The organism is Microbacterium sp. MMO-56 (genome assembly GCF_037146215.1).
Classification (GTDB): Bacteria; Actinomycetota; Actinomycetes; order Actinomycetales; family Microbacteriaceae; genus Microbacterium.
Genome location: NZ_JBBCVW010000005.1, coordinates 137,402 through 160,343, shown reverse-complemented (window position 1 = coordinate 160,343; position 22,942 = coordinate 137,402). Strand labels below are relative to the sequence as shown.

The window sequence follows — 22,942 nt, the reverse complement described above, 5'->3', positions numbered from 1 at the left end:
CGCTGACGGGCCGAGAAGCCCGCATCCGGGCGGTCTCGCGAGGATAGGGCAGAACGGCCAGGAGCAGGCAGAACGGTCAGGGCCGCGGTGGGAGCGGCGGCGGCGGTCCGGGCGCGAAGGGGACGGCCTGCGAGTCGCGGTGGGCCAGGATCTGGCTGACCTCCACCTGGTCGGCGAGCGTCTCGTGCATGAGGCGGACCGAGGGGATGTCGACGAGGCGCATCGGCGCATCCACGCCGTTCGTGAGCGTGAGGGTACCCGACCCCCACAGCCGCTGGACGGGCCCCCGGCGCTCGCCGATCGTGTAGCCCCGCGCGTGGCTGATCTCGGCGCGCGTGCGGCTGAACAGCCCCGATTCCGCGACGACCCGGCGCGTGGTCACCGTATAGGTGCGCATCAGCCACCGGACGTACGGCGCGACCACCAGCAGCAGCACGACGACTCCCGCGACGGGCCAGACGATCCACGCCCGGATGCCCTCCGGCACCCACGACTCGACCGGCTCGGGCAGGTTCCCGGCGAAGTATCCGGCCGCGGCGGCGACGGCGACCAGCACGAGGGCGGGCCAGAGCATCCGTCGGCCGTGCGCGCGCACCCGCGCGATCCGGTACTCCTTCGCCTCGACGCCGGGGGCCGGCGTGAGGGGGCGTCCCGTGTAGGCGGTCGGCTGGGTCACCCCTCCATTGTGCCGCTCACCGGCCGGATTCCCGCGCAGCTCGCCCGCGTTCGGGCGAGTCGGCGCGCCGCGATCGTCCCGATCGGATTCAGCGGACGTGCACCACGTCGCCGGCGCCGACGGCGGTCTCGAGCCCGCCCGACAGGACGACCAGACGCCCCTCGTCATCGAGGCGGAGCGCCCGTCCGCGCAGGGCGTCGTCCGCGTCGCGACCGGGGAGCGAGACCGCGACGTCGGAGCCGAGCGTGCCGCAGTGCGCGTTCACCCGCTCGGCGACGGCGTCGTGCCCGCCGACGGCGAGGTCGGCGATGCCGTCGCGCAGCGCGGTGAGGTAGTCGGCGATGAGCCGGTCCTCGTCGACGTCGCGCCCCTGATCGGCGAACGAGGTGGCGGTGGGCACGGGGAGGTCCCCCGTGGGCATCGTCGTGTTGACGCCGGCCCCCACGACGACGGCCATCGGGTCGGACGGCACGACCTCCGCGAGGATGCCGCTGATCTTCCGCGGATCGGCCGACGCACCCGAGTCCGGGGCAGCGGCGACCAGGACGTCGTTGGGCCACTTCAGGGTCACCTCGGCGCCGGGCAGCTGCGCGGCGACGGCATCGCGCAGGGCGGCACCGGCGAGGAGCGGGATCCATCCGCGGTCGGCGATCGGCACCGCCGCGACCCGGAGCAGGACCGAGATCGCGAGCGCCGTGCCCGGAGGGGCGACCCACGAGCGGTCGAGGCGTCCCCGCCCGGCGCGCTGGTCGCGCGTGAGCAGGACCGACAGGTGCGGATGCCCGTCGGGGTCCGCGGCGGCGTCGTGCACCAGCTTGGCGTTGGTCGAGTCGACGTGCTCGACCACCTGCAGGCGCGGTGAGACGGCGGCGGCGAGCGGATAGCCCTCGTTCGGGATCGGCATACCGCCCACCCTAGGCGCTCGGCCCCTTCCGCAGGGCTCTTCCTCATTCCGTTCGCACGGCGGCCGAGGCCCCGGCCGACTGGCGGATCCGTACAGTCGCACGCGGATGCCGTTGTCGCACTCCCCCAACCGCGCGCCCGGACCGCTCGCTAGGGTGGAATGCGTGCCAGAGCAGCCAGATGAGCAAGTGCAGCCCGACCTGTCCACGACCGCCGGCAAGATCGCCGACCTCCGCGCACGCTTCCAGGAGGCGGTCGTCGACGCGGAGGTCGTCGCGCGCGACAAGCAGCACGCGAAGGGCAAGCTCACGGCGCGCGAGCGGATCGAGATGCTCGTCGATCCGGGGTCGTTCGTCGAGCTCGACGAGTACGTGCGCCACCGCACCTCGGCCTTCGGCATGGACCGCTCCCGCCCCTACGGCGACTCCGTCGTGACGGGTGTGGGCACGATCCACGGCCGCACCGTCGCCGTGTACGCCCAGGACTTCACGACCTTCGGCGGCTCGCTCGGCGAGGTCGCGGGCGACAAGATCATCAAGATCATGGAGTACGCCCTGCGCGGCGGCATGCCGATCATCGGCATCCTCGACTCGGGCGGCGCGCGCATCCAGGAGGGCGTGGTCGCCCTCGGCAAGTACGGCGAGATCTTCCGCCTGAACACCGCCGCCTCCGGTGTCATCCCGCAGATCTCGATCATCATGGGTCCGGCCGCCGGCGGCGCGGTCTACTCCCCCGCCCTCACCGACTTCGTCGTGATGGTCGACAAGACCAGCCAGATGTTCGTCACGGGGCCGGATGTCATCAAGACGGTCACCGGCGAGGACGTCGGCATGGAGGAGCTCGGCGGTGCGTACACGCACAACACCCGCTCCGGCGTCGCGCACTATCTCGCGGAGGACGAGGACGACGCGATCGACTACGTCCGCACCATGGTCGGCTACCTCCCCGACAACAACCTCGCCGAGATCCCCGTCTACGAGAACGGGTTCGAGTGGGAGACGACGGATGCGGACCGCACCCTCAACACGGTCATCCCCGACTCCCCGAACCAGCCCTACGACATCCATCAGGTGATCGGGCACATCGTCGACGGCGGGGACTTCCTCGAGGTGCAGCCGCTGTTCGCCCCCAACATCGTCATCGGCCTCGGCCGCGTGGAGGGCCGGACGGTCGGCATCATCGCGAACCAGCCCTCGCAGATGGCCGGAACCCTCAACATCGAGGCGGGCGAGAAGGCGAGCCGCTTCGTGCGGTTCTGCGACGCGTTCTCCATCCCGATCCTCACCCTCGTCGACGTGCCCGGATACCTCCCCGGCACCGACCAGGAGTGGACGGGTGTCATCCGGCGCGGCGCCAAGCTCCTCTACGCCTACGCCGAGGCGACCGTCCCGCTGGTCACGGTGATCCTCCGCAAGGCGTACGGCGGGGCCTACATCGTGATGGGCTCGAAGCAGCTGGGCGCCGACATCAACCTCGCCTGGCCGACCGCCGAGATCGCGGTCATGGGCGGTCAGGGCGCGGTGAACATCCTGTACCGCGGCGAGATCAAGAAGGCGGAGGAGGCCGGCGAGGACGTCGCGGCCGTCCGCCAGCGCCTCGCCAACGAGTACACCTACAACGTGGCCTCCCCCTTCCTCGCGGCCGAGCGCGGCGAGCTCGACGGCATCATCGAACCCGCCCAGACGCGCGTCGCGGTCGCCAAGGCCTTCCGCTCGCTGCGCGGCAAGCGCGCGAGCCTGCCCGCCAAGAAGCACGGGAACATCCCGCTGTGAGCGGTACGGCGGGATCTCGGATGTCGTCCGGCGCGCTGCCGGACGGTCAGGACGCCTCGGCGGACGACTCCCGCCCCGTCGTCGCCGAGGTGCGCCGCGGCGATCCGACGCCCGAGGAGCTCGCCGCGGTCGTCGCGGTGGTCCGGGAGGCGTATCGCCGCGAGGCCGAGGAGGCGCTCGCCGAACCGCCCCGCCGGGCGTCCGCCTGGCAGGTGTCGGCGCGGGGGCTGCGCGCACCGCTCGACCGCGACCTCGGCTGGCGCTGAGCGCGCCGCGCGCTTGTCCCCCAAAATACCTACAGACACCGCGCGCCGGGCCGGGAAGACTGGTCACGCTGGAACGCTTCTGCGTTCGGTGCTCCACGCTTTCGCGTGGCCGCACCCTCGCGGGTCGGTTTTCGGGTAACCGCCCCGCATGGCGAGGGGCGGGCGGCTTCGCCGCCCCTCGCCTCCTCCTCGAGACGACTCGGCATGCGCCGCAGCCTCAGGACCTGGCGTCGCCCACGGGAGTGCCGCTCGGCGCCGGACGACGGAACTCGCGCCAGAGGTCGACCACGTCCTCGCCGCCGTCCTCCGCCGAGCGGCCCACGACGGTGACCGCGATCTCCTCGTGCCGGGAGGCCCGGATGTACAACCGCTGCGACGTCGAGCGCGCGATCAGACCGGCGAGCTCTGCGCGGATCGCCGCGCACTCCTGCGGGCTGAGCCCCTCCAGTCCGCCCTCGTCGAGGACGGACACCGTCGTCCCGGCCGCTCGCGCGTCGGACAGCGCGCTGCGCACGTCGTCGTCGAGCAGGGCGGCGCCCCGCAGCTCGTCGCGCAGCGTCCCCTCGGCGATCCGGGCGAGGTGACGGACGCGGTCGTCCAGACGCCCGCCGACGGCGATCGTGTGGGCGAGCACGGGCCCGGCGACGGCCAGGGCGCGCTGCACCTGAGTGCGGCGTTCCCGGCGCATCCCGGCCTGCGCCGCGAGCCACTCCGACGCGTCGCGCTGGAGTTCCATGAGGTGCGCGGTGTCGCGCGCCGCCCGATCGACGAGCCACGACACGAGCTGGGCGAGACCCACCCACAGCACGGCGCCCACCGCTCCGAGCGAGAGCGCCGCCGGGATCCCGAGCCACGCGATCGCGGCCAGGATGACCAGCAGCACACCCGACCACGCGACCCACGGCCGGCGGCGCACCATCACGATCGCCATGAGCGCGGCGACCGCGCCGAGGCTCCACGTCGCATAGTCGGCGAACCGCGCGTCGGGCCCCGCAGCGAGCCAGCTCGCACTCGGGACGATCGCGGCGACGACCAGCGCGATCACGGCCGCCCACGCCGGCAGGAGCGGCCGCTCCCCGAGCCTGCTGCGCACCGGGTGCGGCGTACGGGCGGTGCGCGCGTTCCAGAAGATGCACACCCAGGTCGTGACCAGGTAGCAGGCGACCGCCGTGATCTGCAGGAGGGCAAACGCCGGCACCGACGTCCACAGCAGGGCGCCCACCGCCAGATACGCCGTGAAGGCCACGCCCAGCGCCGAGAGGACGGCACGCACGCCGATCGTCATTCCGGCCGCTTCCAGTCCAGGCGCACGGTCGTCCCGCTCGACCCGGTCCGCACGCGGGCATGTCCTCCGGCCGCGGCCATCCGCGCCACGATGGATCCGCGGATGCCCAGCCGATCGGCGGGGACGTCGGCGGGCGCGAAACCGCCGCCGGCGTCCTGGACGACCACGCCGAGCGTCCCGGCGTCGGCGGTCACCTCGACGCGCAGCCCCCGACCGCCGGCATGCTGCACCGCGTTGGCGATCGCCTGGGTCGCGGCCAGCACCACGGCACGGGCGACGCGACCGGGCACCGGGAGCGCATCGGGCGAGATCCGCGCGACGACCGCGGCGGCGACGCCGAGCTCGGCCGCCGCCTGCTCGATCCCCGTCACGACGGACGCCGCCGGCACCGGCTCGTCCGATCCCTCGCCCGCATCCTGCTCCGCGTTCGCGAGCCGTGTGAGGGCCTCGCGCGCCATGGCGACCGCGAGCGTCTCCTCTCGCGGTGTCGCGGCGCGCTCGGCGGCGATGAGGGCGGCGAGCACGCTGTCGTGCATGAGAGCTGCGACCGCGACGCGCTCCGTCTCGGCGGCGGCCGCCGCGGCCGCCGCCGCGTAGGAGGAGACGGCGTCGGCGCGCGCGCGGTCGATCCCGACGGCGACCGCGCGCAGCATCCACCCGAGGGTGACGATCACCCCGGCGAGGATCATCGCGAAGACCGCGTCGAGCACGACGCCGCCGATGTGCTCCGGGTCGATCCGCCCCCCGGCGCCGGCACACAGCTGCAGCAGACGCGCGACGGCGTAGACGACCGGGACCGCCACCGCCCACACGATCTGCAGCGGCAGCCGGAAGGCGGCCACGGCGGCGGCGGTCCCGACGTTGAGGAGGTACCAGATCCACGGCTGCACATCGGGCTCGACCGGGATGCCCGTCGTCGCCGCGGGCCAGCAGACCAGCGCGGCGAGGAAGACGACGGCGAACACCCCGCTGGCGAGACGGGTGAGCGTTCCGACCGACAGGGCGACGATCATGATGCCGAGCGACCCGAAGACGGCGACGAGGAGGAACGGATGCCACTCCGGTCGCTCGCCGTGCCAGGCGAGCTCGTTGAGGAAGGACTGGACCCCGAGCACGGCGCACCCGAGTGCGATGACGATGTCGATGATCCGGTCGACGCGCGCCTCCGTGAACCGCTCGGTCGACACCGCGATGTCTCCGAGCGGCGCACGCACCGCCGCGGCCGAGGTGGGGTCAGCGGCCACCGGCGCCGTCACCGCGTTCGTCGCCGACCAGGCCGTCCTCCATCGCACGACGCAGCAGGTCGACCTTCGTCGGGGCGGGACGGCCGACCTCGACGTACTTGACGCGCACGCGCGTGATGTTCTCCTTGGCCGTGGAGTAGGCGATCCCGAGGCGGTCGGCGACGGCCTTCAGCGGCAGTCCGGCCGCGTACAGGCGCAGGACGTCGCGCTCCCGGGCCGACAGCTGCGCGTCCGCGAAGGCGCGGTCGCCGTCGACCGCGTGGGCCCACTCGAGGTTCTCCAGCGGCTCTCCCCGCGCGATCGTCCGGATCGCGAGGATGACGTCGTCGATCGCCGAGGACTTGCTGATGATGCCGGTCGCGCCCGCCGTCAGGGCTTCGCGGACGGCGGCCGGGCGGTCGGCGACGCTGTGGATCAGCACGGGCGATCCGTCGGCGACGAGCCGCTGCACGTTCTCGGTGACGGTCGTGCCGTCGCCGAGCGTGAGGTCGAGCACCACGACGTCCGCCGGGGCCGCGCCCGTCGCCGCCCGCCACTCGAGGTACGCGCGCACGGTGCTGCCGGAGAAGATCACGTCCTTCGTGACCGCGCGTGCACACGCCGCCTCCAGCCCGAGCCGGACGGACTCGTGATCGTCGATGAGCGCCACGCGGGTCATGCGGTCAGCCTAGCCACGCGCACAGGACGCGCGCGCCCTCACGCGCGACGCAGGACGGCGACGGCTTCGACGTGATGCGAGTGCGGGAAGAGGTCGAAGGCGTCGATGCGGAGGGGCTCGTAGCCGTGCGCGCGGAAGGTGCCGATGTCGCGGGCGAGGGCGACGGGATCGCACGCGACATAGACGACGGATGCCGGCGCGAGGGCCGCGATCCCTTCCACGACCGCGCGACCTGCACCCGCGCGCGGCGGGTCGAGCAGCACGACGCCGCGGGCCAGGCGCGCGCGTTCGGCCGCGCCCGCCTGTGCCACCAGGCGCGTGAGGTAGCGATCGGTGCGCTCGCTCTCGGCGCGGGCCCCCACCCATTCGGCGAGGTTCGTCCCCGCGTGCTCCGTCGCGCGCGCGTCCGCCTCGACGGAGGTGACCCGGGTCGACGGCCCCCCGGCGTCGCCGAGCGCGGCGGCGAAGAGCCCCACCCCGCCGTAGAGGTCGAGGTGGTGGGCGCCGGGGTCGACCCCTCCGGCCGCGTCGAGGCCCGCACGCACGGCGCGGGTGAGCGTCGCGGCGGCGCGGCGGTGCACCTGCCAGAAGCCTCCGGCGTCGACGACGAAGCGCCGGTCGCCGACGATCTCCTCGACGACCTCGTGGGCCGTCGGGTCCTCGGGCGGGCGAGGGGCGCGGACCGGACGCCGCGCGGACCGGGCGGATCCGGATCGCCGGGAGCCCGGACGGCCGGACTCGCCGGCACCGCCGGGAGCGTCCGAGTGCACGGGACGATCCGGGCGGTCCGGGCGGACGATCACGCGGATCCGGCCGTCGGCGGGTTGGACGAGGTCGATGCGGCCGGGCGCGAAGCCCTCCAGGCCGCGCGCGACCTCGCCGATGCCGGCGGTGGCGAGCGGGAGGTCCGAGACCGGGACGACCCGATGGCTGCGCGCGGCATACGGCCCGACACGCCCGTCGGCGTCGACGTGGAGACTCACGCGGGTGCGCCAGCGCAAGCCGTCCGCCGCATCGCCGTCGGCGGGCGAGAGCGTCGTCGCCGGGTCGGGGATCCCGCCGAACCGGGCGAGCGCGTCGTCGAGGACGCGCTTCTTGAGGGCGCGCTGCTCGGCGAGCGCGATGTGCCCGAAGTCCGCACCTCCGGGTCGGTCCTCCGGCGGCACGGAGACGTCGGCGGCGGCCCACACGTGGGGGCGGCGGTGCGGGGAGGCATCCTGCACCTCCACGACGTCGGCGCGCCAGAACGAGGCCTTCGCCGTGTCGGTCAGCTCGGCACGCACGCGCTCGCCGGGGAGCGCGCCCTCGACGAAGACGACCCGCCCCTCGTGTCGCGCGACGAACACGCCGCCGTGTGCGACGTCGGTCACGTCGAGCTCGATCACTTCTCCGGCATCCATCCGTCCATTCTCCCCCGATGCGCCGCCGCCCCGTCGGGCGGAAGGAAGCCGGCCCGTCGGCGAGACAGAATGGGGGGATGCGCGTGTGCCTGGCTTCGACGTCCCCCGCCCGCCTCATGCTGCTGCGCCAGGTCGGCATCGAGCCCGAGACGAGGTCGCCGCAGGTCGACGAGGAGGCCGTCGTGGCGGCGGTCGAAGCGCACGAGGGGCGCACGCTCGCTCCCGACGAGCACGTCCTGCTCCTCGCACGCCGCAAGGCCGCCGACGTCGCGGCGGCGATCGCGGCGGAGGATCCGGCGTTCGACGGTCTCGTGATCGGCGGGGACTCGATGTTCGAGCTCGACGGCGCGATCCTCGGCAAGCCGTACACCGCCGAGGTCGCCGCCGAGCGCTGGCGGTCGATGCGGGGGCGCACCGGCGTCCTGCACTCCGGGCACAGCGTGTTCCGCCTCGAGCCCGGCGCCCCCGCCCGCGAGGCGCACGCGGTCGCGGAGGCATCCGTCTCCTTCGCCGCAGACGTGACGGATGCCGAGATCGCCGCCTACGTCGCCACCGGCGAGCCGCTGCTCGTGGCGGGCGCGTTCACGGTGGACAGCCTCGGCGGAGCGTTCATCGAGCGCGTCGAGGGCGATCCGTCCACGGTCGTCGGGATGTCGCTGTCGACCCTGCGCCACCTGTGCCGGCAGCTCGACGTCGTCTGGACCGACCTCTGGCGCCGCCCCTGACCCGCGACCCGTGCCCGTCGCCCCACCTCGCCCCGCCTCGAGACCCGCCCCACGCGCCGAGACCCGGCCCCCGCGTCGAGACCCGCGCCGCCACCGCCGGTGTCGACGCGCGACCGCGGTCTCGACGAGAGAGGGCTCGTCGTAGGAGTCCGCACACGATGGCGGGGGGATCTTGTGCGAGTGATCCAAAGCGGCGGGGGTCCGGCTCTGTAGGCTGGCATCCATGCCTCGCCCCCAGGAGACGCCCGCGCGCCCGCGCATCGCCAAAGTCCTCGTCGCCAACCGCGGGGAGATCGCCGTGCGGATCATCCGCGCGGCCCGTGACTCCGGCAAGGCGTCGGTCGCCGTGTACGCCGACCAGGACCGCGACGCGATGCACGTGACGCTCGCCGACGAGGCGTACGCCCTCGGCGGGGCGACGAGCGCCGACACCTACCTCTCGATCGACAAGATCCTCTCCGTCGCGCGCCGCTCGGGCGCCGATGCCGTGCACCCGGGCTACGGCTTCCTCGCCGAGAACGCCGCCTTCGCCCGCGCCGTGCTGGACGCGGGGCTCGTCTGGATCGGCCCCTCCCCCGAGGCGATCGAGGCCTTGGGCGACAAGGTCACCGCCCGCCACGTCGCCGAGAGGGTCGGCGCACCGCTCGCCCCCGGCACCCCCGGTCCCGTGTCCGGCGCCGACGAGGTCGTCGCCTTCGCCGAGGAGTTCGGGCTGCCCATCGCGATCAAGGCCGCCTACGGCGGCGGTGGACGCGGGCTCAAGGTCGCGCGCGAGCTGGACGAGGTCGCCGAGCTCTTCGAGTCCGCCACCCGCGAGGCCGTCGCGGCCTTCGGGCGCGGCGAGTGCTTCGTCGAGAAGTACCTCGACAAGCCGCGCCACGTCGAGACCCAGTGCCTCGCCGACGCGGCCGGCACGGTCGTCGTCGTCTCCACGCGCGACTGCTCGCTGCAGCGCCGCCACCAGAAGCTCGTCGAGGAGGCCCCTGCCCCGTTCCTCACCGACGAGCAGCGGCGGACGCTCTACGAGTCGTCCAAGGCGATCCTCAAGGAGGTCGGCTACGTCGGCGCGGGCACCTGCGAGTTCCTCATCGGCGCCGACGGCACGATCTCGTTCCTCGAGGTCAACACCCGCCTGCAGGTCGAGCACCCCGTCTCCGAAGAGGTCACCGGCATCGACCTGGTCCGCGAGCAGTTCCGCCTCGCCGAGGGGGGCCTGCTCGACGGGGTCGACCCCGAGCCGGTCGGCCACTCGATCGAGTTCCGCATCAACGGCGAGGACCCCGGCCGCGGGTTCCTGCCGCAGTCGGGCCGGATCCACCAGTTCAAGACCTTCGGCGGCCCGGGCATCCGTCTCGACTCCGGCGTCACCGCGGGCGACAGCGTCTCGGGCGCCTTCGACTCGCTGATGGGCAAGCTCATCGTCACCGGTCGCGACCGCGAGGAGGCGCTGGAGCGCTCCCGCCGGGCGCTCGACGAGTTCGAGGTCGCGGGGATGCCGACGGTGCTCCCCTTCCACCGCAAGGTCGTGCGCGACCCCGCCTTCACCGCGGAGGACGGCCGCTTCGGCGTATTCACCCGCTGGATCGAGACCGAGTTCGTCAACGACATCCCGCCGTGGGACGGCGAGGCCGAGTCCCCCGCCGAGGCGGAGCCGCGCCACACGGTCGTCGTGGAGGTCTCGGGCAAGCGCCTCGAGGTCAGCCTCCCCGACCGCGTAGCCGCACCCGCCACCGCGATCGGCCGTCCGGCCGCGGCGCCGCCGTCGCGCCGCTCGCACGCCCCGACGGTCAACGCGGGGGCCTCGGGCGACTCCGTCAAGGCGCCCATGCAGGCGACGGTCGTGAAGGTCGCCGTCGAGGAGGGGCAGTCCGTGGTCGCGGGCGACCTCGTGGTCGTTCTCGAGGCCATGAAGATGGAGCAGCCCCTGCAGGCGCACAAGGACGGTGTCGTCGGCGCGATCGACGCCGCCCCCGGAGCGACCGTCTCGGCCGGCCATCAGCTGCTGACGATCTCCTGACGCCATGATCCGCCGCACCGCCGGAATCGCCGCGGCAGCCGTCCTCACCGCCACGCTCCTCGCAGGCTGCGCAAGCGGCCCGACCGACGAGGACCGCGCCGGGTGGGACGACTGGGCCCGCCAGCTCACCGGCGCGAACGGAATGGGCGTCAGCGGACGGATGGCCGTCGAGGTCGGCGACGACGACGGCGTGCGAATGGATCTCGCCTCGCCGACGGCGACGGATGCCGTGGAGCTGCGCTGCATCGGCGCCGATCGGGCGCGTTTCACCCTGCACTACGAGGGGACCGGCGGCGAGGCCTCCGCCACGCAGGACATCGTCTGCCACAACGGGGACCCGCGCACCCCGATCGCGATCCCCACGAGCGTCGGCTCCCTCTCGGCCCTGACCGCGGTCGCCACGTCTCCGGACGGCGAGGGCGTGTGGGTCGTCCTCCCCCAGCTCTCGCCCCGCTAGATCCGGGCCTCCGCCGACCGAGCAGGACCCGCGCGATACCCGCGACGACGCGGCTTCGCCGCGTCAGCCGAAGAAGTCGTCGTCGCGGTTCACGAGGTGCATCGCCCGCGTCGCGTCGGTGATCGAGGCGGACAGCGACGGGAAGACGGCGAACACGCGCGACACCTGGTCGACGGTCAGCCGGCGCTCGACGGCGATCGCGATCGGATAGATGAGCTCGGACGCCCGCGGCGCGACGATCACGCCGCCGATGACCGTGCCCGACCCCTCACGGGCGATGATCTTGACGAAGCCGTCGCTGATGCCCATCATCTTCGCGCGGGCGTTCGCCGCGAGGGGCAGCTTGTGCACGTACCCGTTGGTGACACCGGTCTCGATGTCGCGCTCCTGCCGCCCGACGGTCGCGATCTCCGGTGCGGTGAAGATGTTCGCCGTGATCCGGCGACGCTCGAGCGGGATGACCGTGTCGCCGAGCGCGTGGAAGACGGCTGTCCGGCCCTGCATGGAGGCGACGGACGCGAGCGGCACGAAGGTCGTGCAGTCGCCCGCCGCGTAGATGTTGGGCACCGAGGTGCGGGCGACGCGGTTGACCCGGATGTGGCCCGACTCGGTCAGCTCGACGCCCGCTTCGGCGAGGCCGATCTCCGAGGTGTTCGGGATGGACCCCACGGCGAGCAGGCAGTGGCTGCCCTCGACGGTGCGCCCGTCGGAGAGCGTCGCGACGACGCCGTCGGCGGTGCGCACGACGCTGTCGGCGCGGGACCTCGACAGCACCGTCATCCCGCCCCGCCGGAACACGTTCTCCAGCACCGCGGCCGCGTCGCGGTCCTCCCCCGGCAGCACCTGCTCGCGCGACGAGATCAGCGTGACCTTCGCGCCGAGGTTCATGTACGCGGACGCGAACTCCGCTCCGGTGACGCCCGATCCGACCACGATGAGGTGCTCGGGCAGCGCCTTCATGTCGTACAGCTGGGTCCAGGTGAGGATGCGCTCCCCGTCGGGCCGCGCGCTCGGCAGCTCCCGCGGCGACGCGCCGACCGAGACGACGAGCGTGTCGGCCTCGACGCGGTCGAAGTCGGTGCCTCCGGGACCGGTCGCGACCACGATCGAGTGGTGGTCGTCGAGACGGCCGTGCCCCGAGATGATGCGCACGCCTGCGGCGAGGAGCTGCCCGCGCATGTCGTCCGACTGCTGACGGGCGAGAGAGAGGAGTCGCTTGTTGACGGCGGCGAGGTTGATCGCGACCTGCGGCTTCAGGGGCCTGCCGCTCTCGCCCTTCGCGAAGAACTCGACGCCGAGATCGGATGCCTCGGAGATCGCGACGGCGGCGTCGGCGGTCGCGATGAGGCTCTTGGAGGGGACCACGTCGGTCATCACGGCGGCCCCGCCGACCCCGGCACGTTCGACGAGAGTGACCTCCGCCCCCAGCTGCGCCGCGGCGAGCGCCGCCTCGTAACCGCCGGGGCCGCCGCCGAGGACGGCGACGGACTGGGAATGGACGAAGCTCACCGACATCCCCCCATTGTCTCAGCCCGGCGCGCCCCCGTTGTCTCGACCGCCTCACCCCTGTCGGTGTCGCCGGACGCTCCGACTGTTCCTAGAGTGGGAGCATGGCCGAGCACACCAACCCCCTCGACGACCCCGCGGTCGACCCCTTCGAGATCGCCGCGCAGGCGGCATCCGACATCGCCCGTCTCACGGGGGTCGATCGTCACGACATCGCCCTGACCCTCGGCAGCGGCTGGGGCAAGGCCGCCGAGCTCGTCGGCGAGACGACGGCCACCGTCCCCGCCACCGAGGTGACCGGGTTCAGCGCGCCGGCGCTCGCCGGCCACGTCGGCTCGCTGCGGAGCATCCTGACCCCGACCGGGCGCCGCGTGCTCGTCATCGGGGCGCGCACGCACTACTACGAGGGTCACGGCGTGCGTCGGGTCGTCCACAGCGTGCGCACCGCCGCGGCCACCGGCGCGACGACGATGGTCCTCACCAACGGCGCCGGCGGCATCAAGGAGAGCTGGACCCCCGGCACGCCGGTGCTCATCAGCGACCACATCAACCTCACGGCCGACTCGCCGCTCGAGGGCGCCACCTTCATCGACCTCACCGACCTGTACTCGTCGCGGCTGCGCGACCTCGCCCGCACGATCGACCCCGGCCTCGACGAGGGCGTCTACTGCCAGTTCCGCGGACCGCACTACGAGACGCCCGCCGAGGTGCAGATGGCGAAGATCATCGGCGGCCACATCGTCGGCATGTCGACCGCGCTCGAGGCGATCGCCGCTCGGCAGGCCGGGATGGAGATCCTCGGGTTCTCGCTCATCACGAACCTCGCGGCCGGCATCCAGACCACCCCGCTCAGCCACGCCGAGGTCATCGAGGCCGGCCAGGCCGCCGAGCCGGTCATCTCCGACCTGCTCGCCCGCGTGATCGGGGCGATGTGAACGCCGCGCCCGGCAGCGCCGACCAGCTGGCCGCCGCGCGCGCCTGGCTGGCGCAGGACCCCGACGAGGCGACCCGCGACGAGCTGGCCTCGATCCTGTCGGCGGCGGAGTCGGGCGACGAGTCCGCCGCGGCGGAGCTGGCCGACCGCTTCGGCGCGCGCCTCGCCTTCGGCACGGCGGGGCTGCGGGGGCGTCTCGGTGCGGGCAGCAACCGCATGAACCGCGTGCTGGTCTCGCAGGCGGCCGCGGGCTTCGCGGCGTATCTGCGCGAGAAGGCGGGGCCGGATGCCACGCCGACGGTCGTCATCGGCTACGACGGGCGACGCAACTCGGACGTGTTCGCGCAGGACTCGGCGGAGCTGTTCGCCGGCGCCGGACTGCGCGCCGTCCTGCTGCCGCGCCTGCTGCCCACGCCCGTCCTCGCCTTCGCCGTGCGCCACCTCGGCGCCGCGGCCGGTGTCATGGTGACGGCGTCGCACAACCCGCCGGACGACAACGGCTACAAGGTGTACCTCGGCGGCGCCGACGAGGGCTCGCAGATCGTGGCACCGGCGGATGCCGAGATCGCCGCGCACATCGAACGGATCGCGCAGACCGCGTCCGTCGCCGACCTGCCGCGCGGTGCGTACGAGCTCGCCGACGAGGCCGTCGTCGAGGCCTACGTCGCCGCGACGGCGACGGTCGCACCGGCACCCGCGGGCGCCGCGGGCATGACCTGGGTGTACACCGCGATGCACGGCGTCGGGTACGAGACGCTGAACACGATCCTCACGCTCGCGGGCTATCCGCTCCCGGTCGTGGTGGAGGAGCAGATCGCCCCCGACGGGCGGTTCCCGACGGTCGCCTTCCCGAACCCTGAGGAGCCGGGGGCGATGGACCTGTCCTTCGCGACGGCCCGCGCGGCGGGCGCGGAGTTCGTGATCGCGAACGACCCCGACGCCGACCGCCTCGCGGTCGCGATCCCCGACGACGCCGCCGACGGCGGATGGCGCCGCCTCAACGGCAACGAGATCGGGCTGCTGCTGGGCTGGCGCGCCGCGCGGCGCGCCACGGCGGGCGACGGCGCCTCGCTCGCGTGCTCGCTGGTGTCCTCCCCGGGCCTGCAGACCGTCGCCGAGCACTACGGGCTGGACTTCCACTCCACGCTGACCGGGTTCAAGTGGATCTCGCGGGCCCCCGGCCTCGTCTTCGGCTTCGAAGAGGCCCTGGGCTACCTCGTCAACCCCGAGAGCGTCCGCGACAAGGACGGGATCTCCGCCGCCGTCGCGATGCTCGGGATGATCGCCGAGGCGCGCGAGGAGGGCGCGGGCGTCGCGGATCTGCTCACCCGCTTCGCCGAGACCTTCGGCTACTTCTCGTCGGGTCAGGTGTCGCTGCGGGTCGAGGACGTCTCGGTCATCGGACGGATCATGACGTCGCTGCGCCGCACTCCGCCGACCGAGCTCGGCGGCGTCGCCGTGGAGCGGATCGACGACCTGCTCCACAGCGTGGACGACCTGCCCCCGGGCGACGTCCTGCGCCTCTGGCTCGCCGACGGATCGCGGGTCATCGTGCGTCCGAGCGGGACCGAGCCCAAGCTCAAGGCGTACCTGGACGTGCGCGGCGCGTCGGCGGAGGACGCCGCCGCGCGGCTCGCCGCCCTCGACGCGGGAGCGCGCGCCCTGATCGCCGCGGCGCAGGACTGAGGCGGCGACGCCCCGAACGGGGGCGGGATGGACTCGGGCCGCCTCGGCGGACTCCGCCCGATCCCGCCGTCGTAGGCTCGGAGGGTGCTGCTGACCGACCCCGTCACCCTCGAGAACGCCCACGTCCGGCTCGAGCCGCTCACTCCGGCACACGCCCCCGATCTGGAGCTCGCGCGCGAGGGGCTCGAGTACGCCTGGTACACCTCGGTCCCGGCATCCGTCCCGGTCGAGATCGACCGGAGGCTCGCCGAGCGCGACGCGGGCCGCATGAACCCGTTCGCCGTCGTCGCCGGCGGCCGCGCCGTGGGGATGACGACCTTCTGCACGATCGACCTGGAGTCGCCGCGCGTCGAGGTCGGCTACACGTGGCTCTCGCCGCGGGTGCAGCGGACGGGGGTGAACACGGCGGCGAAGCTGCTCCTCCTCGGGCATGCCTTCGACACCTGCGAGGTGATCGCCGTCCAGTTGTGCACCCACTGGCACAACCGACAGTCCCGAGCGGCGATCGAGCGCCTCGGCGCGCGGCTCGACGGGGTCCTGCGCAACCACCGGCGCGGGCCCGACGGATCGCTCCGCGACACGGTGGTGTACTCGATCCTCCCGCACGAGTGGCCCGCCGTGCGGCTCGGCCTCCAGGCGCGCCTCGCCCGCCCCTGAGCCCTGCACCCACCCCGGGGCGCGCTCGCGCGGAGATCCGCACATCCGCGGACCCACCACCTCCAGGCATCCGCACGAACGCAGATCTCCGCACGGACGCAGATCTCCTCCGGCGCGGGGGCGCTCAGCCGTCGACGACGGCGACGAGCTCGTCGAGGAAGGCCGCGAAGGTCGTGCCGCGGCGGACGATCCGATGCACGCTCTCCCGCTCGCTGAAGACCTCGACCAGCTGCTCGAAGACGGTCTGGAACGCCTCACGGTCGCTCGCGGAGAAGGCGACCATCGCGATGACCTGCACCCGGCCCTCCCCCCACGCGATCGACGGATCCGCGATCGCCACCGCGATCGCCGTGCGCGTCGCGGTCATCCCGAGGGCATGGGGCACGGCGAGCGCGTCGGTGAAGGCGGTCGAGGAGAGCCGCTCCCGCTCCAGGGTGCGCTCCACGTAGTCGTCGTCGATCACTCCGTCGGCGACGAGGCGCTCGCCCAGCGCGCGGATGACGGTCTCGGGCGTGGCATCCGCCCCGACCCTCCCGAGGAACGCATCGGGCGAGAAGTAGCGCCCCAGCTCGTCGCGCAGCCGTGCGAGCCGCCGCCCCCGCCGGACCCGCCCGGCGGCGGCCTGCACGCGCTCGATGTCGCTCTCGGTCAGGAAGGGCTGGATCCGCACGATCCGCTCCGACACGACCGGCGGGTCGATGGTCGTCAGCACGAGGTCGGTGTCGATCGCGTCCCAGTCCGGGTCGACACGGGTCTCGACGCCGACGACGTCCACCGCCTGCCCGAGGGACCGGTCGACACTCGACCGCAGCAGCTCGTGCAGCTCGTAGTACCCGGGGCAGACGATCGTCGCGGTCAGGACGGAGCTCCCGCGCCGACTGCGCTCCAGGCGGCCTCCGACGTGCATCGCGATGTAGGCGATCTCGTCGTCCATGAGGGGGATGCCCAGGAGTCCCCGCAGCCCGTCCGCGATGAACACCGCGATCTCGAAGATCATCGGATACGTCGCCTTCAGCGAACGGGTGAGCGGATTGCGCGACCACGCCTGCTCGCGCGCCCGCAGGCGCAGGTTCTGCACGTGCAGCGCCAGCCGCAGCACGAAGTCCTCGTGATCGATGTCGACGAGGAACGCCACCGCGGCCCGGTGCACGACGTCGCGCACCGCGGTCTCGACATCGGCCTCCAGCCGGGAGCGGATGAGCGACGCCGGTTCGCTCGCGCCCGGTGCGACGACACGGCTCAGCACGAGGGCGGCGAGGTGCCGGCGATCTCCCGCACCGAGGTGGACGCCGAGGTGGGTGGCGCACAGACGGTCGAGGAGGGCGCCGACCTCCTCCTGCGCGTCGGTCGCGGCCCGGTCCACGGTGACGTCGAGGGCGCGCCCGTGCGCGACGCGGTCCGCCGTGATCGCGATGTGGAGCATGACGTCGCCGATGCCGAACTCGTTGACGAAGTATCCGAGGGCGCCGAGACCCGCGACGAGGTCGGCCTTGAAGGCGCCGAGCGCCTCGGCCCCGATCGAGTCCTCGCCGAGGGTGCGGCGGATGGCGACCAGATCGAACGCCCCCTCGTCGCTCTCCTCGTGGACGAGGGTCGACAGGAGCCGCCGCTGCGCCATCTCGGTGCCGCGCAGGTGGGCGCGCGAGGCGGTGCGCTCCAGCACGAGTCCGCTGCCGCCGAGCAGCGCCCGTACCCGCCCGAGGTCGCCCTCGAGGGTCGCCGGGCTGACGTGGAAGCCCTCCGCCGCGTCGAAGACGTCGATCCCCTCCGAGGAGGCGAGGAGCGCCCGCACGAGGTGGTGGACGCGCTCGCGCGGTGTATCGGTCTCCACCGCGGAGCGGAGCGCGGCCGACGCATCCGCCCCCGCACGGTAGCCGAGCGGTCCGGACTCGACCACGACGCCGTCGGGCACGCGGGCGTTCAGGGCGGTGACGTAGCTGCGGATGCTGCGCGGCGTGACGCCGACGACGTCGGCGAGCTCTCCGGCCGTGACCCATTCCCCGGAGCGCACGAGCAGGGAGATGACCCGGTCCTGCCTCGCTCTGCTCACCCGACCAGTCAACCATGCGCACACCCGGCGGTTTCCGCCCCCGCGGAAACGACCCTGGTTGTCCCTTCCCAGCGGTTTCACAAGAATGGCCAGAAGAGGAGGCGGATCGATGAGGATCCTCGTGGTGTGTGGCGCCGGAGCGTCGAGCACTTTCGTGGCGCAGCGTGTGCGACACGCCGCTCAGGCGGCGGGACGCGACATGAGCGCGGTCGCCGGCACCGAGCAGTCGCTGCCGATCGACCTGGATGCCGCGGACGTCGTGCTCGTCGGACCGCATCTGCACGACGCGCTGGACCGCATCCGACACGACGCGCAGCCCCGCGGGACGACCGTGGTGCTGCTGCCGCCGGATATCTTCACCGACCTCGACGGCACACGCACCCTCGCGCTCGTGGACGCCGCGCTCGTCGCGCCGCCCGCCCAGGACCCCCCGAACCCCGCAGAGAGGAATCCCGCATGACTGAGGTGACACGCACGATCCGCATCGGATCGTCGAACGGTCTGCACGCACGCCCCGCGAAGCTGTTCGCGCAGGCGGCGAAGGATTCCGGGCTGTCCGTGACGATCTCCAAGGGTGCAGGCGCCCCGGTGAACGCGGCGAGCATCCTCGGGGTCATCTCCCTCGGCGCGGAGAAGGGCGACTACGTCACCCTGACCGCGGTCGGCGACAACGCTGCGAACGTCATGGACGAACTCGCGGAGCTGCTCACCACCGACCACGACGAAGCCTGAACACACACGACCGCACGACTGCATCGACAAGGAGCTACACGGACATGACTGAACTGCGCGGAGTGGGCATCGGACTCGGCGTCGCCCAGGGGCCGGTGGCCCGGATGGCGGAACCGCTGCCTGCGCCCGAGGACGCACCCAGCACCCGCACCCCGGAGGAGGAGCTCGCCCGTGTACGCGAGGCCGTCGCGGCCGTCGCGCGCGAACTCGAGGAGCGCGGCTCGAAGGCGGGCGGCATGGCCCGCGAGGTGCTCGAAGCGCAGGCCATGATGGCCGAGGACCCCACCCTCGAGCAGGAGGTCTCGACCCGTGTCGACGCGGGCAAGACCGGCGAGTTCGCCGTCCACGCCGCGTTCGCGAGCTTCCGCGACAGCCTGGCCGCGATGGGCGGCTACCTCGGCGAGCGCGCCGCAGACCTCGACGACGTCGCGCAGCGCGTCATCGCCCGGCTGCGCGGACTGCCCGCTCCGGGCGTGCCCGACCCCGGACACCCGTTCGTCCTCGTCGCCAAGGACCTCGCACCCGCCGACACGGCGCTGCTCGACCTCGACAAGGTGCTCGCGCTCATCACGACCGACGGCGGACCGACCTCGCACACGGCGATCCTCGCGCGCGAGAAGTCGATCGTCGCGATCGTCGGCGCCTCCGCCGCGAAGGACCTCGTCGACGGCGAGACCGTCATCGTCGACGCGGCGAAGGGCGTCGTGACGACCGACCCGACCGCCGACGAGCTGGCCCAGGCGCAGAACCGCGCGGATGCCCGCGCCTCCGCCGCATCCGCTCCCCTCACCCCGGGTGCACTGAAGGACGGCTCCGCCGTCCCGCTGCTGGCGAACCTCGGCAAGCCGGGCGGCGCCGCCGAGGCGGTCGAGCTGGGCGCCGAGGGCGTGGGTCTCTTCCGCACCGAGTTCCTCTTCCTCTCGGCGTCGGAGGCGCCCACCGTGGAGGAGCAGACGAAGGCGTACACCGAGCTCCTGCAGGCGTTCCCCGGTCAGAAGGTGGTCGTCCGCGCCCTGGATGCCGGTGCCGACAAGCCCCTCGCGTTCCTCAACGACGCACACGAGGACAACCCCGCCCTGGGGCTGCGCGGACTGCGCGCCCTGCGGGCGAGCGAGGACATCCTCCGCGAGCAGCTCACCGCGCTCGCGAACGCCGACAAGGCCACCGAGGCGGACCTGTGGGTGATGGCTCCGATGGTCGCCACCGTCGAGGAGACCGAGTACTTCGTCGCCCTCGCCCGGGAGTACGGCATCAAGACCGCGGGCGTCATGGTCGAAGTGCCCTCCGCCGCCCTCATGGCCGACCGTGTCCTGGCCGAGGCCGACTTCGCCTCGATCGGCACGAACGACCTCACCCAGTACACGATGGCCGCCGACCGCCTGCTCGGCTCGGTCGCCTCGTACCAGGACCCGTGGCACCCCGCGGTCCTGCGCCTGATCAAGGCCACCGCCGACGGCGGTCGCACGAACGGCAAGCCGGTCGGCATCTGCGGCGAGGCCGCCGCCGACCCGCTGCTCGCCGTCGTCCTGGTCGGCATGGGCGCGACCTCGCTGTCGATGGCGCCGACGGCGCTCGCCGACGTGCGCGCGTCGCTTCTGCAGTACGACCGCGCCGATGCCGAACGCATCGCCGCGGCGGCCCTCGCCGCCGACGACGCGGCATCCGCACGCGCTGCGGCACACGCCGCAGCCGAGAACGCCGCCTGACCCGGGCGGGAACCCGAAGGAGAGACAGTCACATGACAACGGCGTCACCTACGACAGGGGTGAACCGCGCACGCGTAGGCGTACAGCGATTCGGCACCTTCCTGTCGGGCATGATCATGCCCAACATCGCAGCATTCATCGCGTGGGGCTTCATCACGATGTTCTTCATCACGAAGGGCTTCTTCGGTGCGGAGAGTCCCTTCGGCTGGCACTGGTACCCGGTGTCGGAGATCATCGGCGGGGGCGGGAACGCCGCCGACATCGGCTGGAACGGCGCGATGACGGCACTCGCGTCCGGCGACGGCGGCAACTTCGCCGCCTACGTCGGACTCGTCGGCCCGATGGTCACCTACCTGCTGCCGCTGCTCATCGCGAACACCGGCGGCCGGATGGTCTACGACGCCCGCGGCGGCGTGGTGGCCACGATCGCGACGATGGGCGTCATCGTCGGCACCGACATCCCGATGTTCCTCGGCGCGATGATCATGGGCCCGCTGGCGGCCTGGATCACCAAGCAGATGGACCGGCTGTGGGACGGCAAGATCAAGCCCGGCTTCGAGATGCTGGTGAACAACTTCTCCGCCGGCATCCTGGGCATGCTCCTCGCGATCGTGGGCTTCTTCGCCTTCGGCCCGATCATGCTCGGCATCTCGACGTTCCTCGGCGGCATCGTCGGCTGGCTCGTCCAGTTCAACCTGCTGCCGGTGCTCTCGATCATCGTCGAGCCCGCCAAGGTGCTGTTCCTGAACAACGCCATCAACCACGGCGTGTTCACGCCGCTCGGCATCGAGCAGGCCACCAACGCCGGCAAGTCGATCCTGTTCCTCATCGAGGCCAACCCCGGCCCCGGCGTCGGACTGCTCCTCGCCTTCACCTTCTTCGGTGTCGGCGCGGCCAAGGCATCGGCCCCCGGCGCGATCGTCATCCAGTTCCTCGGCGGCATCCACGAGATCTACTTCCCGTACGCGCTGTCCAAGCCGATGACGATCCTCGCCCTCATCGCGGGCGGTGCCACCGGTGTCACGACCAACATGCTCCTGGGCGGCGGTCTGGCCTTCCCGGCGGCGCCGGGCAGCATCATCGCGGTCTCGGCCGCGGCCATCGGCCCGGGCGTCGGCAACCTCCTGGTGGTCTACCTGTCGGTCGTCCTCGCGGCCCTCGTCACGTTCCTGATCACCGGTGTGATCCTGCGCGCCTCCCGCAAGCGCGACCTCGCCGCCGAGGCCGAGTCCAGCGCCTCGTTCGAGGCCGCGATCGCCCAGACCGAGGCCAACAAGGGGAAGTCCTCGGACGCCCTCGCGGGGCTCCGGGCCGGCGCCGCCTCCAACGCGGGGGTCGGCGGCGGACAGGCCTCGATGCAGGCCGACTCCGCGGCGGACGCGATCTCGACGGGCACCGTCTCCTCGGCGAAGAAGATCAGCACGATCGTCTTCGCGTGCGACGCGGGCATGGGCTCCTCGGCGATGGGCGCGAGCGTCCTGCGCAACAAGATCAAGAAGGCCGGCTTCGACGACGTCTCGGTGACCAACAAGGCCATCGCGAACCTCGACGGCAGCGAGGACCTCGTGATCACCCAGCAGCAGCTGACGGATCGCGCCCGCGGGCGCACCCCCGACGCGCTGCACGTCTCGGTGGACAACTTCATGAACTCGCCGAAGTACGACGAGGTCGTGGACATGGTCCGCGGTCAGCACGACCAGGGCTGACCCACAGTCCCCGCGTGGCCGGGCCGGCACGAGCCCCCGGCCACGCGGCGTCGGCGCCGATCCGAGCGGCCCGTCGACTAGCCTTTCTCGGACATCCGCCTTCCACGACATGAGGAGCAGACCATGGCACGCAGTGTGTTGAACGTCGGGCAGATCCGCATCCACCCCGGGTCCACGAGCAAGGAAGAGGCGATGCGCGAGGCGGCGGGGATCCTCCAGGACGCTGGCGCCGTCACCTCCGCCTACTTCGACGCGATGCTCCAGCGCGAGCAGACCGTGTCGACGTACATGGGCAACGAGCTCGCCATCCCGCACGGCACGAACGAGACGAAGGACGCCATCCTCGACTCGGCGCTCTCCTTCGTCCGCTACGACGACGGGATCGACTGGGACGGCCAGCGCGTGACGTTCGTCGTCGGCATCGCCGGCAAGGGCGACGAGCACCTCGAGATCCTCTCGCAGATCGCCCTCATCTTCTCCGAGGAGGAGGAGGTCGAGCGGCTCAAGGCGGCGCAGACCCCCGAGGACCTCTACGCCCTCCTCTCGTCGGTCAACGAGTAGG

Annotated in this window: 21 protein-coding genes; 13 read left to right on the top strand and 8 right to left on the bottom strand. The window is 72.7% G+C overall.

Annotated elements, in window-relative coordinates; genetic code table 11:
* Window positions 1-76: 76 nt before the first annotated feature.
* Both WFI00_RS06685 and WFI00_RS06680 read right to left on the bottom strand, forming a co-directional pair.
* On the bottom strand, window positions 77-676 hold the full coding sequence (locus WFI00_RS06685; RefSeq protein ID WP_336631554.1) for a PH domain-containing protein: 600 nt from the start codon (window positions 674-676) through the stop codon (window positions 77-79).
* 88 nt (window positions 677-764) lie between these two features.
* Complete coding sequence (locus WFI00_RS06680; RefSeq protein WP_336631553.1) at window positions 765-1,580, bottom strand: biotin--[acetyl-CoA-carboxylase] ligase; 816 nt, start codon at window positions 1,578-1,580, stop codon at window positions 765-767.
* Window positions 1,581-1,686: 106 nt separating this feature from the next.
* Here WFI00_RS06680 and WFI00_RS06675 point away from each other — a divergent pair, with 106 nt between their 5' ends.
* On the top strand, window positions 1,687-3,351 hold the full coding sequence (locus tag WFI00_RS06675; RefSeq protein WP_442928306.1) for an acyl-CoA carboxylase subunit beta: 1,665 nt from the start codon (window positions 1,687-1,689) through the stop codon (window positions 3,349-3,351).
* Window positions 3,348-3,617 carry an acyl-CoA carboxylase epsilon subunit gene (locus WFI00_RS06670; protein WP_336631551.1) on the top strand — a complete coding sequence of 90 codons (270 nt, stop codon included), beginning with the start codon at window positions 3,348-3,350 and terminating at the stop codon, window positions 3,615-3,617. The genes WFI00_RS06675 and WFI00_RS06670 overlap by 4 nt, the downstream gene beginning before the upstream one ends.
* Before the next feature lie 217 nt (window positions 3,618-3,834).
* Here the strand turns inward: WFI00_RS06670 and WFI00_RS06665 are convergent, their stop codons facing one another.
* From WFI00_RS06665 to WFI00_RS06650, 4 genes are read right to left on the bottom strand one after another with little or no spacing between them, the layout of a single operon-like run.
* Window positions 3,835-4,902 carry a hypothetical protein gene (locus WFI00_RS06665; RefSeq protein ID WP_336631550.1) on the bottom strand — a complete coding sequence of 356 codons (1,068 nt, stop codon included), beginning with the start codon at window positions 4,900-4,902 and terminating at the stop codon, window positions 3,835-3,837.
* Window positions 4,899-6,146, bottom strand: coding sequence for a sensor histidine kinase (locus WFI00_RS06660; RefSeq protein WP_336631549.1), 1,248 nt, complete (start codon window positions 6,144-6,146; stop codon window positions 4,899-4,901). The genes WFI00_RS06665 and WFI00_RS06660 overlap by 4 nt, the downstream gene beginning before the upstream one ends.
* Window positions 6,136-6,804 (bottom strand): response regulator transcription factor, encoded by a 669-nt coding sequence (locus tag WFI00_RS06655; protein WP_336631548.1) that lies wholly within the window; start codon window positions 6,802-6,804, stop codon window positions 6,136-6,138. Before WFI00_RS06655 ends, WFI00_RS06660 begins: the two co-directional genes overlap by 11 nt.
* A gap of 38 nt (window positions 6,805-6,842) precedes the next feature.
* Entirely contained in the window at window positions 6,843-8,204 is a 1,362-nt protein-coding gene (locus WFI00_RS06650; RefSeq protein ID WP_336631547.1) for a class I SAM-dependent RNA methyltransferase, read from the bottom strand.
* A gap of 77 nt (window positions 8,205-8,281) precedes the next feature.
* On the opposite strand from WFI00_RS06650, the gene WFI00_RS06645 reads away from it, so the two are divergent.
* From WFI00_RS06645 to WFI00_RS06635, 3 genes are all read left to right on the top strand, one after another.
* Window positions 8,282-8,929 (top strand): Maf family protein, encoded by a 648-nt coding sequence (locus WFI00_RS06645; protein ID WP_336631546.1) that lies wholly within the window; start codon window positions 8,282-8,284, stop codon window positions 8,927-8,929.
* 223 nt (window positions 8,930-9,152) lie between these two features.
* Window positions 9,153-10,946, top strand: coding sequence for an acetyl/propionyl/methylcrotonyl-CoA carboxylase subunit alpha (locus WFI00_RS06640; RefSeq protein ID WP_336631545.1), 1,794 nt, complete (start codon window positions 9,153-9,155; stop codon window positions 10,944-10,946).
* Window positions 10,947-10,950: 4 nt separating this feature from the next.
* The gene (locus WFI00_RS06635; RefSeq protein WP_336631544.1) at window positions 10,951-11,403 is read left to right on the top strand and encodes a hypothetical protein; all 453 of its coding nucleotides are present in this window, start codon (window positions 10,951-10,953) and stop codon (window positions 11,401-11,403) included.
* A 63-nt stretch (window positions 11,404-11,466) separates the two neighbouring features.
* On the opposite strand, the gene WFI00_RS06630 is transcribed toward WFI00_RS06635, so the two are convergent.
* Entirely contained in the window at window positions 11,467-12,918 is a 1,452-nt protein-coding gene (locus WFI00_RS06630) for an NAD(P)H-quinone dehydrogenase (RefSeq protein WP_336631543.1), read from the bottom strand.
* A gap of 95 nt (window positions 12,919-13,013) precedes the next feature.
* Here WFI00_RS06630 and WFI00_RS06625 point away from each other — a divergent pair, with 95 nt between their 5' ends.
* From WFI00_RS06625 to WFI00_RS06615, 3 genes are all read left to right on the top strand, one after another.
* Complete coding sequence (locus WFI00_RS06625; protein ID WP_336631542.1) at window positions 13,014-13,844, top strand: purine-nucleoside phosphorylase; 831 nt, start codon at window positions 13,014-13,016, stop codon at window positions 13,842-13,844.
* Window positions 13,841-15,529: a phospho-sugar mutase gene (locus WFI00_RS06620; protein WP_336631541.1), complete on the top strand. Its 1,689-nt coding sequence runs from the start codon at window positions 13,841-13,843 to the stop codon at window positions 15,527-15,529. The genes WFI00_RS06625 and WFI00_RS06620 overlap by 4 nt, the downstream gene beginning before the upstream one ends.
* Before the next feature lie 84 nt (window positions 15,530-15,613).
* Entirely contained in the window at window positions 15,614-16,186 is a 573-nt protein-coding gene (locus tag WFI00_RS06615; RefSeq protein ID WP_336631540.1) for a GNAT family N-acetyltransferase, read from the top strand.
* Window positions 16,187-16,310: 124 nt separating this feature from the next.
* On the opposite strand, the gene WFI00_RS06610 is transcribed toward WFI00_RS06615, so the two are convergent.
* Entirely contained in the window at window positions 16,311-18,236 is a 1,926-nt protein-coding gene (locus tag WFI00_RS06610; protein WP_336631539.1) for a BglG family transcription antiterminator, read from the bottom strand.
* On the opposite strand from WFI00_RS06610, the gene WFI00_RS17785 reads away from it, so the two are divergent.
* The 5 genes from WFI00_RS17785 (at window position 18,130) to WFI00_RS06585 (ending at window position 22,941) form a co-directional block, all read left to right on the top strand.
* Complete coding sequence (locus WFI00_RS17785) at window positions 18,130-18,696, top strand: PTS sugar transporter subunit IIB (protein ID WP_442928305.1); 567 nt, start codon at window positions 18,130-18,132, stop codon at window positions 18,694-18,696. The genes WFI00_RS06610 and WFI00_RS17785 overlap by 107 nt on opposite strands.
* Window positions 18,693-18,968, top strand: a complete 276-nt coding sequence (locus WFI00_RS06600) for an HPr family phosphocarrier protein (RefSeq protein ID WP_336631537.1) — start codon at window positions 18,693-18,695, stop codon at window positions 18,966-18,968. Before WFI00_RS17785 ends, WFI00_RS06600 begins: the two co-directional genes overlap by 4 nt.
* Window positions 18,969-19,012: 44 nt before the next feature.
* Window positions 19,013-20,674, top strand: a complete 1,662-nt coding sequence (gene ptsP, locus WFI00_RS06595; RefSeq protein ID WP_336631536.1) for a phosphoenolpyruvate--protein phosphotransferase — start codon at window positions 19,013-19,015, stop codon at window positions 20,672-20,674.
* Window positions 20,675-20,706: 32 nt separating this feature from the next.
* Window positions 20,707-22,380, top strand: coding sequence for a PTS mannitol transporter subunit IICB (locus WFI00_RS06590; protein WP_336631535.1), 1,674 nt, complete (start codon window positions 20,707-20,709; stop codon window positions 22,378-22,380).
* A 123-nt stretch (window positions 22,381-22,503) separates the two neighbouring features.
* Complete coding sequence (locus tag WFI00_RS06585; protein WP_336631534.1) at window positions 22,504-22,941, top strand: PTS sugar transporter subunit IIA; 438 nt, start codon at window positions 22,504-22,506, stop codon at window positions 22,939-22,941.
* The last annotated feature ends 1 nt before the right edge of the window (window position 22,942 follow it).